17 protein-coding genes are annotated in these 14,393 nt (G+C 60.5%); 10 read left to right on the top strand and 7 right to left on the bottom strand.

The features are described 5' to 3' along the window. Positions 1–188: 188 nt before the first annotated feature. The 3 genes from xoxF5 to RZS28_RS13845 all read left to right on the top strand — a co-directional run bounded on the left by xoxF5 (position 189) and on the right by RZS28_RS13845 (position 3,465). On the top strand, positions 189–1,985 hold the full coding sequence (gene xoxF5, locus RZS28_RS13835; protein ID WP_407338321.1) for a lanthanide-dependent methanol dehydrogenase XoxF5: 1,797 nt from the start codon (positions 189–191) through the stop codon (positions 1,983–1,985). A 152-nt stretch (positions 1,986–2,137) separates the two neighbouring features. Beyond that, complete coding sequence (locus RZS28_RS13840) at positions 2,138–2,608, top strand: c-type cytochrome, methanol metabolism-related (protein ID WP_407341131.1); 471 nt, start codon at positions 2,138–2,140, stop codon at positions 2,606–2,608. Positions 2,609–2,619: 11 nt separating this feature from the next. Then, on the top strand, positions 2,620–3,465 hold the full coding sequence (locus RZS28_RS13845; protein WP_407338322.1) for a substrate-binding domain-containing protein: 846 nt from the start codon (positions 2,620–2,622) through the stop codon (positions 3,463–3,465). A gap of 32 nt (positions 3,466–3,497) precedes the next feature. Here the strand turns inward: RZS28_RS13845 and RZS28_RS13850 are convergent, their stop codons facing one another. Further along, complete coding sequence (locus RZS28_RS13850; RefSeq protein ID WP_407338323.1) at positions 3,498–4,088, bottom strand: hypothetical protein; 591 nt, start codon at positions 4,086–4,088, stop codon at positions 3,498–3,500. Between the two features lie 395 nt (positions 4,089–4,483). Between RZS28_RS13850 and RZS28_RS13855 the strand changes: the two genes are divergently transcribed. From RZS28_RS13855 to folP, 3 genes are all read left to right on the top strand, one after another. Continuing rightward, on the top strand, positions 4,484–4,867 hold the full coding sequence (locus tag RZS28_RS13855; protein ID WP_407338324.1) for a 4a-hydroxytetrahydrobiopterin dehydratase: 384 nt from the start codon (positions 4,484–4,486) through the stop codon (positions 4,865–4,867). Positions 4,868–5,050: 183 nt separating this feature from the next. Then, positions 5,051–5,263 (top strand): hypothetical protein, encoded by a 213-nt coding sequence (locus RZS28_RS13860; protein WP_407338325.1) that lies wholly within the window; start codon positions 5,051–5,053, stop codon positions 5,261–5,263. A gap of 23 nt (positions 5,264–5,286) precedes the next feature. Further along, complete coding sequence (gene folP, locus RZS28_RS13865) at positions 5,287–6,102, top strand: dihydropteroate synthase (protein WP_407338326.1); 816 nt, start codon at positions 5,287–5,289, stop codon at positions 6,100–6,102. 20 nt (positions 6,103–6,122) lie between these two features. Here folP and RZS28_RS13870 read toward each other — a convergent pair whose 3' ends face one another. The 3 genes from RZS28_RS13870 to RZS28_RS13880 all read right to left on the bottom strand — a co-directional run bounded on the left by RZS28_RS13870 (position 6,123) and on the right by RZS28_RS13880 (position 9,220). Next, positions 6,123–6,356 carry a hypothetical protein gene (locus tag RZS28_RS13870; protein ID WP_407338327.1) on the bottom strand — a complete coding sequence of 78 codons (234 nt, stop codon included), beginning with the start codon at positions 6,354–6,356 and terminating at the stop codon, positions 6,123–6,125. Between the two features lie 243 nt (positions 6,357–6,599). Beyond that, positions 6,600–8,528, bottom strand: coding sequence for a S9 family peptidase (locus RZS28_RS13875; RefSeq protein ID WP_407338328.1), 1,929 nt, complete (start codon positions 8,526–8,528; stop codon positions 6,600–6,602). 260 nt (positions 8,529–8,788) lie between these two features. After that, complete coding sequence (locus tag RZS28_RS13880; protein ID WP_407338329.1) at positions 8,789–9,220, bottom strand: four-helix bundle copper-binding protein; 432 nt, start codon at positions 9,218–9,220, stop codon at positions 8,789–8,791. Between the two features lie 571 nt (positions 9,221–9,791). Here RZS28_RS13880 and RZS28_RS13885 point away from each other — a divergent pair. Continuing rightward, complete coding sequence (locus RZS28_RS13885; RefSeq protein ID WP_407338330.1) at positions 9,792–10,688, top strand: xanthine dehydrogenase; 897 nt, start codon at positions 9,792–9,794, stop codon at positions 10,686–10,688. A gap of 404 nt (positions 10,689–11,092) precedes the next feature. Next, on the top strand, positions 11,093–11,497 hold the full coding sequence (locus tag RZS28_RS13890) for a winged helix-turn-helix domain-containing protein (protein ID WP_407338331.1): 405 nt from the start codon (positions 11,093–11,095) through the stop codon (positions 11,495–11,497). Here RZS28_RS13890 and RZS28_RS13895 read toward each other — a convergent pair. Both RZS28_RS13895 and modD read right to left on the bottom strand, forming a co-directional pair. Then, positions 11,427–11,912: a TOBE domain-containing protein gene (locus RZS28_RS13895; protein WP_407338332.1), complete on the bottom strand. Its 486-nt coding sequence runs from the start codon at positions 11,910–11,912 to the stop codon at positions 11,427–11,429. The genes RZS28_RS13890 and RZS28_RS13895 overlap by 71 nt on opposite strands. Positions 11,913–12,042: 130 nt before the next feature. Continuing rightward, entirely contained in the window at positions 12,043–12,891 is an 849-nt protein-coding gene (gene modD / locus RZS28_RS13900; protein WP_407338333.1) for a ModD protein, read from the bottom strand. Between the two features lie 283 nt (positions 12,892–13,174). Here modD and RZS28_RS13905 point away from each other — a divergent pair, with 283 nt between their 5' ends. Then, positions 13,175–13,381 (top strand): molybdopterin-binding protein, encoded by a 207-nt coding sequence (locus RZS28_RS13905; protein ID WP_407338334.1) that lies wholly within the window; start codon positions 13,175–13,177, stop codon positions 13,379–13,381. A gap of 224 nt (positions 13,382–13,605) precedes the next feature. On the opposite strand, the gene RZS28_RS13910 is transcribed toward RZS28_RS13905, so the two are convergent. Continuing rightward, positions 13,606–13,935 (bottom strand): polyhydroxyalkanoic acid system family protein, encoded by a 330-nt coding sequence (locus RZS28_RS13910; RefSeq protein WP_407338335.1) that lies wholly within the window; start codon positions 13,933–13,935, stop codon positions 13,606–13,608. A gap of 188 nt (positions 13,936–14,123) precedes the next feature. Here RZS28_RS13910 and RZS28_RS13915 point away from each other — a divergent pair, with 188 nt between their 5' ends. Continuing rightward, the gene (locus RZS28_RS13915; protein WP_407338336.1) at positions 14,124–14,363 is read left to right on the top strand and encodes a heavy-metal-associated domain-containing protein; all 240 of its coding nucleotides are present in this window, start codon (positions 14,124–14,126) and stop codon (positions 14,361–14,363) included. The last annotated feature ends 30 nt before the right edge of the window (positions 14,364–14,393 follow it).

Below are 14,393 nucleotides of genomic sequence, written 5' to 3' on the forward strand. Positions count from 1 at the left end.
TTTCCGGCTTCATGAGCAAGCGGACGGGACCGCTTGCTCTCTTCGAAGACGAGGCAGGGCCTCGCTGTGGAAACTGCAACGTCTTGCCGACGTATTGACCACGGTCGGAAAGGCGTCCCGCGAAAAGGCGCTGTCGAGGCAAAATAAGCATCGCAGTCGTCACGACTAAAGTGTTCCGGAGGAAATTAATGCGCAAATTCCTGCTTATGTCCTGCGTCGCCGCCACCGCGCTTCTGGCGAATGGCGCCTCCTTCGCCAATGACGAATTGATCGCCTTGTCGAAGGATTCGAAACAATGGGCGTTGCCGACGGGCGATTACGCCAACCGCCGGTTTTCCGAGCTCGACCAGATCAATTCCGACAACGTCAAGAATCTCGTCCCGGTCTGGAGCTTCTCGACTGGAGTTCTGCGCGGCCACGAGGGTGGGCCTCTCGTGATTGGAGACGTATTGTACTTCAATACGCCGTTTCCGAATATCGTCTACGCGCTCGATCTGAACAATGAGGGCAAGATCCTCTGGAAATACGAGCCGAAGCAAGATCCGAACGTCATCCCGGTCATGTGCTGCGACACCGTCAATCGCGGCGTCGCCTATGCCGACGGCAAGATCTTCCAATATCAGGCAGACACGACGCTCGTCGCGCTCGACGCGAAAACCGGCGCGGTCGTATGGTCCGTGAAGAATGGCGACCCGTCCAAGGGCGAGACCGGCACCTCGGCGCCGCAGGTCGTCAAGAACAAGGTTCTGGTCGGCATCTCCGGCGGCGAATTCGGCGTCCGCGGCTCCATCACGGCCTATGATCTCAAGACCGGCAAGAAAGCCTGGCGCGGCTATTCGATCGGCCCGGATTCCGACACGCTGATCGATCCGGAAAAAACCACTTATCTCGGCAAGCCCGTCGGCAAGGAGTCCAGCATCGCCAGCTGGAAGGGTGACCAGTGGAAGATCGGCGGCGGCGCCACCTGGGGCTGGTATTCCTACGACCCCGATTTGAACCTTATCTACTACGGCTCCGGCAATCCCTCGACCTGGAACCCGGCGCAGCGGCCTGGCGACAACCGCTGGTCGATGACCATTTGGGCGCGCGACGCAGATACCGGCGTCGCCAAATGGGTCTATCAGCTGACCCCGCATGACGAATGGGATTATGACTCGATCAATGAGTCGATCCTCGTCGGCCAAGAGGCCCGCAAGGTCCTGGTTCACTTCGACCGCAACGGCTTCGGCTATACGATCGATCGCATCACCGGCGAGCCGCTCGTCGCAGAAAAATTCGATCCGGCCGTCAACTGGGCGACCAAGGTCGATTTGGACAAGAACTCCAAGACCTACGGACGTCCGCTCGTCGTTAAGGAGTTCTCGACCGAGCACAATGGCGAAGACGTGAACACGCAAGGGGTCTTCCCCGCCGCGCTCGGCGTGAAGGACCAGCAGCCGGCTGCCTATTCGCCGATCACCAACCTGTTCTACATCCCGGCCAACCATGTCGCGATGGACTACGAGCCGTTCCGGGTGAGCTACACGGCAGGGCAGCCCTATGTCGGGGCGACCTTGTCCATGTATCCGCCGAAGGGCGACACGAACCTCGGCAATTTCACCGCCTGGGACGCCAAGGCCGGAAAGATCATCTGGCAGAAGAAGGAGCCCTTCTCGGTGTGGTCGGGCGCGCTCGCAACCGCCGGAAACGTGGTCTTCTACGGAACGTTGGAAGGCTATTTGAAAGCCGTCGACGCCAAGACCGGCGATGAGCTGTTCAAATATAAAACGCCTTCCGGCATCATCGGCAACGTCATCACCTATGAGCACAAGGGCAAGCAATATGTCGCAGTGCTCTCGGGCGTCGGCGGCTGGGCCGGCATCGGGCTCGCGGCCGGCTTGACGAAGGGAACGGAAGGCCTCGGCGCTGTCGGCGGCTATGCGTCGCTCGCGAATTATACGGCGCTCGGCGGTCAGCTGACTGTCTTCGGCCTCCCAGGCAAGTAAAAGAGCGCCAAGTCACAGCGTCACTATAAGCTCGGCGCGCCAGCGCCGAGCGTCTTATTCGACGCCTGCTTTTTCGAAACAAGGATAGTCTCGTGCAAATCAGCTCTCCGGTGTGGGCTGTCTCCCTCACCCTCATTGTCGCATGCGCAAACATGGCCAAGGCCGAGCCGCCGGCGCCTTCCAAGGCGGTGAAGCAGGACGACAGCGGCAAATATGTCGACGCCAAAGGCGATCCGACCTTCAATGTGAAACCCGACGGCGCCGTGGATTGGTACACCTATTCGGGCTTTCGCCGCTATCACTCGGAATGCCATGTCTGCCATGGTCCGGATGGCGAAGGCTCGACCTATGCTCCGGCGCTCAAGGAGTCGGTCAAGGGAATCAACTACGCCGAGTTCTATGGAATCGTCGTCGGCGGCAGACAAAATCTGTCGGGCGGAGAGAATAAGGTTATGCCGGCGCTTGGCGATAATAAGAACGTGATGTGCTATGTCGACGACATCTACGTCTATCTTCGCGCGAGATCCGGCGACTCCATTCCTCGCGGGCGGCCGGCAAGCCACGAAGAAAAGTCGCCTAAGGCGACGGAAGCGGAGCACGCCTGCCTAGGGGACCAGAACTGATCGAAAAAGCCATGCGGTTTTGGCGTATTCTTGGTTTGCTCGCCGTGGCCTGGGCGTTTGCTGCGACATGCGTCCAGCTTCGGGCGCAAGTAGCAGACGAGATGTCGATCGAGCTCGTCGATCCCAAGGTCTTGCGGGTTTGCGCGGATCCCCGCAATCTTCCATTTTCAAACGAGGCTGGCGAAGGCTTCGAGAATAAGCTTGCCGAGTTCTTCGCGCAAAAGCTCGGCAAGACTCTTGCCTATAGTTTCTATCCGGGCGCGACCGGCTTTGTGCGCAATACGTTGAACGCGCATCGTTGCGACGTGGTGATGGGAATGCCGCAAGGCGACGATATTGTCCAAGGGACAAATCCTTATTACCGCACCGCCTATGCCCTGGTCTCGAAGAAAGGGTCGGGTCTCGAAGCCGTCGAGACGCTGGAGGATCCGCGTCTCAAGGACAAGCGCATCGGCATTGTCGCCGGCACGCCTCCCGCGACCAACCTCGCCATCAATTCATTGCTGTTGAACGTCAAATCCTATCCGCTTGTGGTCGACACGCGGCATGACGCCCCGACTTCGGATATGATCGCTGACCTTGAGCAGGGCCGCATCGATGTCGCCATCCTTTGGGGACCGATCGCCGGCTATTTCGCAAAGAAATCAGAAGCCGGCTTGAAGGTCACGCCTTTGGTCAAGGAAACCACGGGACCGCGCTTGATTTACCGAATCGGAATGGGGGTTCGCCATGCCGATCAGGATTGGAAACGCCGCCTGAACAGGCTTATCGCCGAGAGCCAGGGCGAGATCGACCGCATTTTGGATTCCTACGGCGTCCCTCTGCTCGACGAGAACAACACCCCCGCAAGTCATTGAACGTGGCCTTCGCCGGTCATCATGGCGCGCGATCAATTCATATTCCGCTGTATAGCCCTGGCGAGCGCAAATAATCGCTGCTCGATCAGCGTCGGCGTCTCGCAAACATAGGTGAGCGCCTGATGGCGCTCCTCAAAGATGCGGAGGTCCAAAGCCAGGGTTTCGGCGGCGCTGGCCTTTTGATCTTCCCCACCTTCATTTGGCGACGGCGCCGCCGGGCTCGATTGGATAGCGGCGTTCTCCGCCCGAATTTTTGCGGCGAGCTCCTTTTGCTGACGTCCGAGGCGGCGAAGACCGTCGATGATTTGCCCGCGCTCGCCGTTGAGCGTTTCAAATAGCCCAACGAAAAGGGCGGTCAGCTGGGCTTGCCTGTCGGCGCCTTTGGATTTGGCGAAATCTTCGACCGCGCGCTCCGCGGCGTCCACAGGCATGCGCCGCGCCGCAAGCTTCGTGACGAGATCGGAAATCGCGGCGTCGTCGCGCCATTTTACCGAGTCGACCGGGGGACCGGACCAGACCGCAGGCAAGGAAATCGTCCCGACGAGAATTTGCCGGCAAGGCCAGTCCGGGTCGGGTCTCGCGCGGCTCGCCTCCTGCGCGAACGCTCCGCCAGACGACAGCATTGAGAGGATTGCTGCGAGGCGGAGTCCCGTTGCCGGACGCAAGCGCTTGCGCCTTGTTTCAACGGACGTCGCACATGGTTTATAGCGCCCCATGCTTCGCGCAAATATTGAACGCCGTCCAAGACCCAATGGGAGGCGCTGAGCTTGCGTCGAATCGTACATTTTTCCAAGCGCCTTTGGGGTTTGGACATGTTTCCAGCCAAGTGGAAACATGTTCTAAATTGAAGCCGCTCTTGTTGGAAGCCATAGGAAAGCGACGCGCCCTCGTCAGGCGCAGCTGGCGCGATTTTGGCTATCCCGTAATGGATCAGGCGGCGACCGCGGGAGTTCAATAGCGATGTGAAGGCGCCTGCGACCGCGCGCATGGCCGCGCTTGCAACGATTGGATTTTGACCATGAGCCAAGCCATCAAGGAAAAGACCTATAGCGAAAGCGAAGTCAAGGAGAGGCTCGCGCGCGATCTGCCCCATTGGGCCTTGGAGGGCGGCTGGATTCGCCGCACCTACAAGACCGCAAGCTGGAAAGGCACGCTGATGGTGATCAACACGGTTGGCCACCTCGCCGAGGCCGCATGGCATCATCCGGATCTCACCGCCTCTTACGCATGGGTCGAGGTTCGCCTGCAGACCCATACGGCGAAAGGAATCACCGACAAGGATTTCGAACTGGCGAAAAAGATCGAGGAGGTCGTGCTCTGGCGGCCCGGCAAGGAGGGCGGGGCGCTGGAAGGAACCCCCGAAGGGGATCAGCGTTTCGCCTATGTCAAATATGGGGCCTGACGCGGCCGCCGCCGCGAGGTTCATGCGTGCCGCGCGAGATGCCGCAGCGCATCTGCCGCGACGATGCCCAATGACGCAAGATCGCCTTGGCAAGCCAGAGCAGTTTGGCTTACCGTGGATAAGCTTGCGTCATTTTGAAAGTCGGTCCCAGTTTTCAAAAGATGCTGCTTTGGAGAGAAGCCGATGGGGCTCGTTGAATTGATTCTCACTGTCTGCAGCCTCAGCCAACCGGCGGCTTGTGAGGAGAGGCAACTCGCTTTTGTCGACCAGGGCTCGCTCATGCAATGTATGCTGCAAGCCCCGCCGACGATCGCCCAATGGTCCGACAGTCATCCGGACAGGCAAGTCGTGAAATGGCGCTGCAGCTATCCGAATCTGGCGGAAAAATCGATTTGAGCCGAGGCTCCGCAATAGAAGCCATGAAAGCAAGGCGCGATCGGTTTCTCGCCCTCGCCGGCAAGCGCCCGTTGATCATGGGCATTGTGAATGTCACCCCGGATTCCTTTTCCGACGGCGGGCGTTTCGAGTCGGCCGCGGCGGCGCTGGCGCAAGCGCGGAAACTCGTTGCGGAGGGGGCCGATATTGTCGATGTCGGGGCTGAATCGACGCGGCCAGGGCATCAGCCCGTGCCGGCCGACGTCGAACAAGCGAGGCTCGAGTCTCTTCTTGGCGCTCTCGTCGAGGCGGTTGATCGGCCGGTGTCGATCGACACGTCCAAGGCTTCCGTCGCGCGCTGGGCGGCTTCGCAAGGCGCAGCCTTCATCAATGACGTCTGGGGCCTGCAGAAGGATCCGGCGATGGCCGACGCCATCGCCGAGGCCGACCTTGGCGTCATCATCATGCATAATCGGCAAGAGGCCGATCCCGATTGCGACGTCATCGCCGACATCCGCCGCTTCTTCGATCATTCCTTGCGTCTCGCGGCGAAAGCGGGGATTCCGCTCGGGCGCATCATCCTCGATCCCGGCATAGGCTTCGGCAAGACCCAGGCGCAAAATCTGACGGCGCTACGCAACTTGCCGGCGTTGCGGGACTATGGGCTCCCTCTCCTTGTAGGAGTGTCGCGCAAATCGCTCTTCGGCTCGATCCTTGGAGCGGAGGTCGATCATCGCCTCATCGCCACACTCGCAGCCAATCTCGTCGCGGCGTCGCATGGCGCGTCAATCTTTCGCGTTCACGACGCAGCCGAACACGCTGCGGCGTTCAAGGTTTTCGAGGCGATCGAAACTGCCTGATTTCGTCAGCTTGGCTTGGCTCACCGCATGATTGCGCGAATCGTTTTGACCTGCTCGGCCGCCACGGTGTCGCCGCCTTCCGCCTTCTCTTCGAGCTCGGTAAACAAAATCCAGCGCTTCGCTTCATCATCATAAGCATAGACATCCTTGTGAGCATTCTCCCGGCGGGCGCGCCGAACGAGATCGTCCACATAGGGCTCTTTCGCCCCGATAAATTTGCCATGGGCGCGGATGAACGCATAGTCGCTGGCCATATTCATAGTCCTCATCGATCTGGCGACATTCGCATGTCGCATCATGGTTGGCGTTGACCGCCGCAGGCGCGAAATTCGAGCCGAACTCTAACCCGGTGGACCCCGGTTCGCCGCTTTGAGCGCGCCAAATGGCGGGCGCTCATTTCATCGCCTTTGCTTGGGTTTTCCGTCGCAAACCTCACGCCAAAAGCGCTCGCGATCTGACGCATGCGCAGGGTCGTCGTCGCCTGCTTTGAACGGCTATCAGGCTGACATATTTGCAATCGCGACGCGTTCGCTCAAGCCAGGCGCTACGAAGTCGAACGCGCGGCCGTAAAAATCGAGCTCGAGTTCGAGCACGCGGCGCAGCGTCTCGGCCTTACGAAATCCGTGGCCTTCGCCTTCGAAAAGATAATAGGCGACCGGAAGGCGGCGCGCTTTCATCGCCGCAACCATCGTTTCGGCCTGATTGGGCGGAACCGTCTTGTCGTCCTCGCCTTGAAAGAAGATCACGGGGCAGGCGAGCCGATCAATGTGATGAATTGGCGACCGTTCGGCATAGAGCGCCTGGCGCTCAGGCAGCGGGCCGATCAGCCTGTCGAGATAGCGGGACTCGAATTTGTGCGTATCCTGCGCAAGCAGCATGAGGTCGGCGACGCCATAGAGGCTCGCCCCGGCCCTGAAAAGCGTCGAGGAGGTCAGCGCGGCGAGCGTGGTGAAGCCTCCGGCGCTGCCGCCGCGAATGGCGAGCCTTGCGCCATCGACGAGGCCGCGTTCGACCAGATATCTTGCGGCGGCGCTACAGTCCTCGACATCGACCACGCCCCATTGCCCGTCGAGCAGGCGACGATAGGGGCGGCCGAAGCCGGTCGAGCCGCCGTAATTGACGTCGACGACGCCGAAGCCGCGACTGGTCCACCATTGGACGTTCAAGTTGAAATGATTTGTCGTCATGCTGGTGGGACCGCCATGCGACAGCACGATAAGGGGCGGCAATGCGCCGTGAGGACCCTCAAATTCCGCGTTCTTCGGCGGATACCAGAAGGCGTGGCTCACGCCGCCGCGTGACGCGAATTCGATCGCCTGGCCGAGCGAGATCGCCTCGGGCGAAAGCACGGCCGGCGCAGCGGCCCGCACGACGCGGGGCGCTGCGCCTGCGACCGTCTCCGCCACGACCACCGCCGGCGGCGCTGTCGGCGGCGTCGCAATATAGGCGAGCCCATCTCCGAGCGGCTGCGGACATTCCTGGACCTGCCCGAGATCGAGGGGCCCGATCTTTCCTTCGGCGATCAGCGCTGCGGTTCTGATCCCGCCCCGCACGATTGCGACAATCGCCCGGCCGTCCGGCAGAAAATCATAGAAGCGCTGACGAAACACCCAATGCGGGCCGCCGATTTCCGCCTCGACCGGGGCTAAGGGCGTCACGGCGCCGTCGCGCAAGGCGTAGAGGTTCCACCAGCCGGTTCGGTCGGAGCAGAAATACAGGCATGCGTCAGGGGACCAGGCCGGCTGCACGATCGCTTCCGGCGTTTCTCCGGCAATGAGTCGCGCTGGGCCGAGCCCGCCGTCCGGCCCGAGTTCGGCGACATAAAGCCTCGTTCCATCCCACGGCATGTCGGGATGATCCCAAGCGATCCAGGCGAGTCTTTCGCCTTTGGGCGAGAGGCGAGGCGAACTCAGGAAATCGGGACCTTCGACCAGGACCGACTCATTCCCTGACGGATCGAGAGGCAAGGCCACGATCGAAGCCTTGGGATCGGTGGGCGGGCGCGAGCGATGATCTTCGCGCACGGCAAGCACGCGCCGGCGCGGCAGGTCAAACTCGAAATCGGCGTAGCGGCAGCCTTCCGGAGTGGGGATCCGATGCGGCGGCGCGGCGCCTTCGACGAGCCAGACGCCGCCGTCCTTGCGCTCGCTATAGACGATGACGCCATCGACGACCGCATAGGCGCCGCCGCCATATTCGTGAACGCGGCTTCCGACATTGACCGGCGCCGGCGTCAGCTCGTCGATCCGGCCATCGGGTCCGCGCCGGCATAGAACCGTGCGTCCGGCTTCGGCCGGCCGGGCTTCGAGCCAATAAAGGCTCCGCCCATCGACGGCGATCGAGCCGAGCCCGACCGTCGCGGCGGTCATGAGTTCGACGCTCACCGGCGAAACCCAGGCGCCGAAAGGCGCGATCGTCGCGCTCATGTCCGGCTGGACTGCGGGCGGCGCGACCGAAAAAGCGGCTTCGAATGAGGGGGAAGGGTGCCGGAAGGTGTCATAAACCCATTATGGGCTGGGGGTCCCTACGGGCGCAAGCTGGAATGAAGGGTCCCCGCCTCCACGGTCGGCGCCATCCTCTCGAGGGAAGACGGCGCCTGCGCAGCGACATGACGCTGGCGCGTTCCGGCGGCTTTTCGCTTTCCACTTTCGTGGAGATCCCTGTAAGCCGCCGACCCGATCAATGGTCAGGCGGAGATCTTACGGCACTCTTCGGCGCATTTCTTACAGGCTTCGCCGCAGTCCTTGCATTCCACAACATGTGGAAATTTATCGCATTCCTTCTGGCAGTCCGTGCAGATCATCTCCACAACCTTGGCGAAATGGCCGGTGTGCGGGGAATTGACCGCGGCGAGCGACTGCAGCGCGCCGCAGGCGGCGATGAGCTGATACGCCGAATCGGCGCAAGCCGTCATGCTCGTGTCTTTCATGGCGAACATGCCGAAGCAATGCCGGAGACAATCATTGCCGGTTGCGACGCAACGGGACGTCGTTTCTTCGAGGGCCTTGTATTTCGGCGGATGCATTTGCTCTTCGGCGGCGGCTTGAGCAAAGGCGGGCGCCGCCGCGGCCATAGCGGCGGCGGTTCCGACGGCGGCGATAAATTCGCGACGCTGCATGGTTTCCTCCTGTGGCGTAAGACACGACTTGGTGAACGCCGAACATCGCTTGGAGTTTCAGCTAAATCACTAAGTGTGCAGCTAATACTATGCGGCTCGCCGCGTGCATTCAAGTGTAGTTGCGCAATTTATTACCGATTTCTAGCCAGCGCCACGTTGCATACTTATTTCATGGAATATATACAGTCCTATTTAAACCTTTAGCATGATTGAAATATTTTCAAATGAATTGCTATTATAGGACATTATTGCCTGGCCCATGATCGATTGATGACTTTGTCCGATGCCGCCGTCGGCGCGTTGGCGTCGGCCATCGCATCGACTAGGACGGCCAGCATAAGTTTTTGCGACACAAAATCGCCAATTCAGCATCGTCGCCGCCCGCAGGTTGGTCTGTGGATTGGGCGTCGCGCCTTAAGTATGCGGGTTGCTTGGAATATCGTTGGAGGGCGATGGGAGGCGGAGACGACGCCCCGCATCGGTAAGCGCTTTGATTTGCGTCGAGCGATATAGTGCTTTATATTGATCGCTTATCAGGGAGCTTATCGCATCCGGCGCAGGCGAATCACATATGAACATGACGCAGAATCCCGCGCGAAGCGATCCAGGACTCCCCGACGCGCCGATCCATCCGAAGCTGCGGCTTGCGGTGGTGCTCGGCACGAATGAGATCGCTTCGGCGGTCGCGGTCTTTCTGAGCCGTTTCGGACGCGCCGTGGCGCTGACGCATGATCCTTTGGCGCCTGTGATACGGCGTGGGATGGCCTTTTACGATGCGCTCTATGACGATGCGCCTCTGATCGAGGCGACCGCGGCTGCGCGAATAGAGAGCGCGAGCGAGCTTTTCGAAATCGCGTCGCGTGAGGATCAGGTCGCGGTGACCAGTCTCGGCCTGACGGATTTGCTCGTGCTCGGGCCGCTCGACGTCATCGTCGACGCGCGCATGCACAAACGGGGGGTGATGCCCCGTTTGCGCGGATTGGCCAGGGTCACGATCGGGCTTGGCCCCGGCTTCACGGCTCGCGGCAATTGCGATGTCGCCATCGAGACGCGACCCGATCGCGCTGGCCTTGTGCTCCGCGACGGGGCGACCGAACCACAAGACAGCGCGCCAAGCCAGCTCGGCGGCGTTGGCGTGGAGCGCTTCGTCTACACCCATGCGGCGGGACGTTGGCGGAGCGCGCTCGACATAGGCGCACGCGTGTTCAAGGGCGTCATTCTCGGCCATCTCGATGGCGCGCCAGTCGCCGCCCCCATTGACGGAATTTTGCGCGGGCTCGCGCGCGACGGCGCCGAGATGCCCGCGGGCGTCAAGCTCGTCGAGGTCGACCCTCGCGGCCGCGCCTCGAAATGGACCGGGATCGACGAACGGGCGCGCGCGATCGGCGAGGCCACAGTGCGGGCGATCATGCTTTGCGAGAGCGAACGCATGATATTCGAACCTCGCTCCAGCCTTTTCATGGATTGAGCGCCTGATCGGGGGCGCGCTGCGGCCGAGGCATGATCTTCGAAGATGGATACCGGTCTCGCGTTAAGATCATGTTCGATTAAAAATGCGCCAAGATGATTCAATTTAAGCTGATTGCGCTTCATGCATATAATTAGGTTGCAGCGGATAGCTGATACCTGTTGAATATGGCTCGACGACACCAATCTATTCCTGCGCCCTCATGAATCACGAAATTCAAGAAAGCGCAGGCTCGTTTCATTATGCCGTGCAGCGTGACGGGGCCGTCCGGCTCGGCGACGCTCGGAGCTTCCAATTGGCCGCATGCGCTCCTCAGCCGGCGCGGCGATTGGGCTAAGGCAAACGAGAACGCTCGGCCAAGAGGACGCAGTCCGGCATCGGTCTGCAGGCACAAAGGACGCTTCATGCCAAAGAGCAAACGGCAAGCCGCCTATGTCACCATACAGCTCAATCTGCCAAATGGGGGCTCGTTCGGGCCGGAGGATCTCGCCTTGATCGACACGATCCGCATTGAGCGCTCGATCATTGGAGCCAGCCGCGCCTTGCAGCTCTCTTATCGAAAATGCTGGCTCAGCGTCGACGCGTTGAACCGCACGTTCGAAAGTCCGGTGGTTGCGACATTTCCCGGCCGGCGCGGCGGCGGCGCCGAGATCACCCAGTTCGGCGAACGATTGGTCGCGCTTTACCGCTCGATTGAGCGCCACACCTCGAACTCGGCGAAAAAATCCGTCGACGAAATCACGGCTTCTCTGGACTGGTCTTTCGATCCAAAGGCCAGGGTCTCGGCTGCGGCGCGAGATTCGGCTTGAGCTCGCGCCCCGAAATCGCGACGGCCTTGATCATCACCCAGGCGCCGACGCCTGGCGCGAGAGCGAGCCGGTCGACCGATTCGCTGGTGACGAGCGCATGCAAATGCGTCCTGCCGAGATTGAAGGTCACCCGAACATAGGGCGGCGAGAGATGGGCTAGCTCCGCGATCTCACCAGGCAGGCGGTTCGTGATTGATACGTCCATCGGCCGCGACAGGGCGATTGAAACGTCGCGCGCGTCAATCCTGACCGTGACGCCCGCGCCGATTGGATAATCGATGACCGGCACCCGCAATTCGCCGTCCTCGAAAAAAAGCGTCGTCAACGCCAGTTCGCGGTCGTGGTGCAGCACCCGCGCCGCAAGCGCCGTCTTGAGGCTTGGCCGAATGGCTCGCTGTTTTGGAATTTCCAACATTTTCTCAGCCGGAGCCTAGAGCGTGTCTTAAACCAAAAGAGAATGACCTTTTCGGTTTAGGACATGCTCTACCCGAATAGGCTTGGCGCAGAATTTTTCAATCAATAAGTTCAGTCCCTCGCCACATTGTTTAGGCCGCCTCGATGCGGACGGCGACATCAAGGGGTTTTCCCCAATAGGGCGCCGATGTGACGAGTATATCCGCACCCGCTGCAGCAAATTCCGCGCCATTACCGGCGTTGACGCCGCCCGCCGCGGCGATGAGCGGGCGGCGGACGTCGCCTCCGAGCGCGCTGCGGAGCGCGGCGATCTGCGCGGGCCGGAATTTTTCCGCCTGAATCACATCGGCGCCTGCTTTGCCGAAAGCCAGCGCCTCCTCGAGCGATCCTACTTCGACGACGATCTTCTTCTCCGCCGCGTCACGCCGCGCCAAGGCGATGATCTCCGTTTCCGCCAGGCCGGAGAGAAAGGCGCGATGCTCGGCGAAGATCAAAATGGTTTCAGATAGGCCCAGACGGTGCGGCGCACCGCCGCCGGCGAGGATCGCCTTCACCGCCATCAGCTTTGTGCCGGGCGCATTCTTGCGTGTGCAGGCGATTGAGACATGCGGCGCAACCGCGCGCGCGGCGTCCACGATGTTTCTTGTCGCGGTTGCAATTCCCGCCGCCGTCTCGATGAGATTTTGCGCTATCTTCCACGAGCGAAGAAGCGCCGCCGCAAGCCCCGTGGCGGTTAGGATCGCCGCGCCCGGATCGAGCGTAGCGCCGGAGGCAGCGTGCAGAACCACCTTCGCGCCGGCGCGCTCGATGATTCGCGCCGCCTCCTCGGCGCAGGCGACGACCATGGCGTCGCGCGCCGCGAAACTCATGCGGCCGGGCTCAGCGCCAACGCCCAGAACATGCGTCGTGAGATCGAGAAATGGAACGTCGTCGGCCTGGAATTGATCAAGAACAGCGTCCGGCAGGATAGGCAAATTCAAGGCTCTTCTCCGGGTCGTTCGGCCGGCCTCACGCCACCAGAGAGGGTCTTTAGCCCTTAGAGCAGATCTTTGTCGAATAGATCCCTCCGGCTGATCGGCGAAGCACAACGCCGGACTGATCGAGCCGCACAATGACTGAGTCGAAATACCGATCAACTTTTTAAAAGGCGCGCTCTAGCCGGGCGTCCTGGAAAAACCTATGTACGTTCGGCCATGTTTTTATGGCCACAGAACCTCAGCTCCGCGCCAAGCGTCGGAGCTTTCGTTTGGAAAGGAAACAGAAATGAAAATTTCGGCTCGCAACTTCCTCGAAGGCACGATCAAAGAGGTTCACAAGGGCGCGACGACCGCGCATGTCGAGATTGAAATCAAAGGCGGAATCGTCACCGCGTCCATCACGAATGAATCGGTGGACGAACTCGGGCTCGCCAAGGGCAAGAAGGCGCATGCCATCATCAAATCTTCCGACGTGATGGTCGCTGTCGAGTAAAACCCATCCCCGCACGCAAGGCGACATTCGGTCGCTTCGTGGCCGCGTGAGCGAAATCCCAAACTATATAACTAGAATTATATCAGATATATATAATTTGATATTGCCAAATTAAGGCGAGGCCGATTTTGGCCTCGCCGGGGATGATGTCGAGCGGCTCGACCATCGGCCAATGCGCGCCCCAGGCTCACTAGCCATTACAGGCCGAACGTGCGTTCTTCTGATCAGGCTTTGGGCGGGGTATGTCCGATCCTAAGCGAGTCCTGGGCGTTGCTGGTCAAGGCCCCTTGAATCTTGTCGGACAAAATTGCCAGGACCCACGGAAGCTGCACTTCGATGCGCAGGCTATCAGGCGCGACGTCGAGTTGCGCGGTGACCGTTTGGCCGAGAGCAACGACCCTTAAGTCCGCCCTGTAGCCGGTCCAGGCGACTTCGGAATAAGCCAATTTGTCGATATAATCATGCCGCAAAAGATCAATTCGCTCCGAAATGCGTTTTTTTGCCGCTTCGGCGCCGAGATCATGCGGCACGGTGACGACGATCGGTTTCGACATGGCGCTCCTCCAATTTCTTCCCATGTAGACATTCTTGGCCCGGGTCGAAAGAGCCGGCGAGCGCGGCCGTCAAAGGCCGCCTCAAACGCCAACCCTTTCCGAGAGCTTTACGCCTCTTGTTTTCGTGCTGCTCCGCGATGATCTAGAATGTTATGAGGACCCTCCGCCAGAGTTGAAGGAAATCGCGCATGTCTTCTGCCCCAGCTCGTTCAAACAACGCCATTACTCTTCGCGTCGAAGGCATGGCCTGCTCTTCCTGCGCGGAGCGGGTGGAGAATGCGATTCTCGCGACGCCCGGCGTTGCTTCGGCCACGGTCGATCTCGAGGCGAAACGCGCCGCGGTGACTTTTTCAGGGTCGCCCGATATAGAGGCGGTCATCGCCGCGATCGGCAAGGCCGGGTATGAGACGGCGATAGAAAAAGCATAGCTCAAAATCGAGAAACTGGGATGACCGAGG

Origin of the sequence: Methylocapsa polymorpha, from assembly GCF_045689225.1 — a bacterium.
In the GTDB taxonomy this organism is placed as follows: Bacteria; Pseudomonadota; Alphaproteobacteria; order Rhizobiales; family Beijerinckiaceae; genus Methylocapsa; species Methylocapsa polymorpha.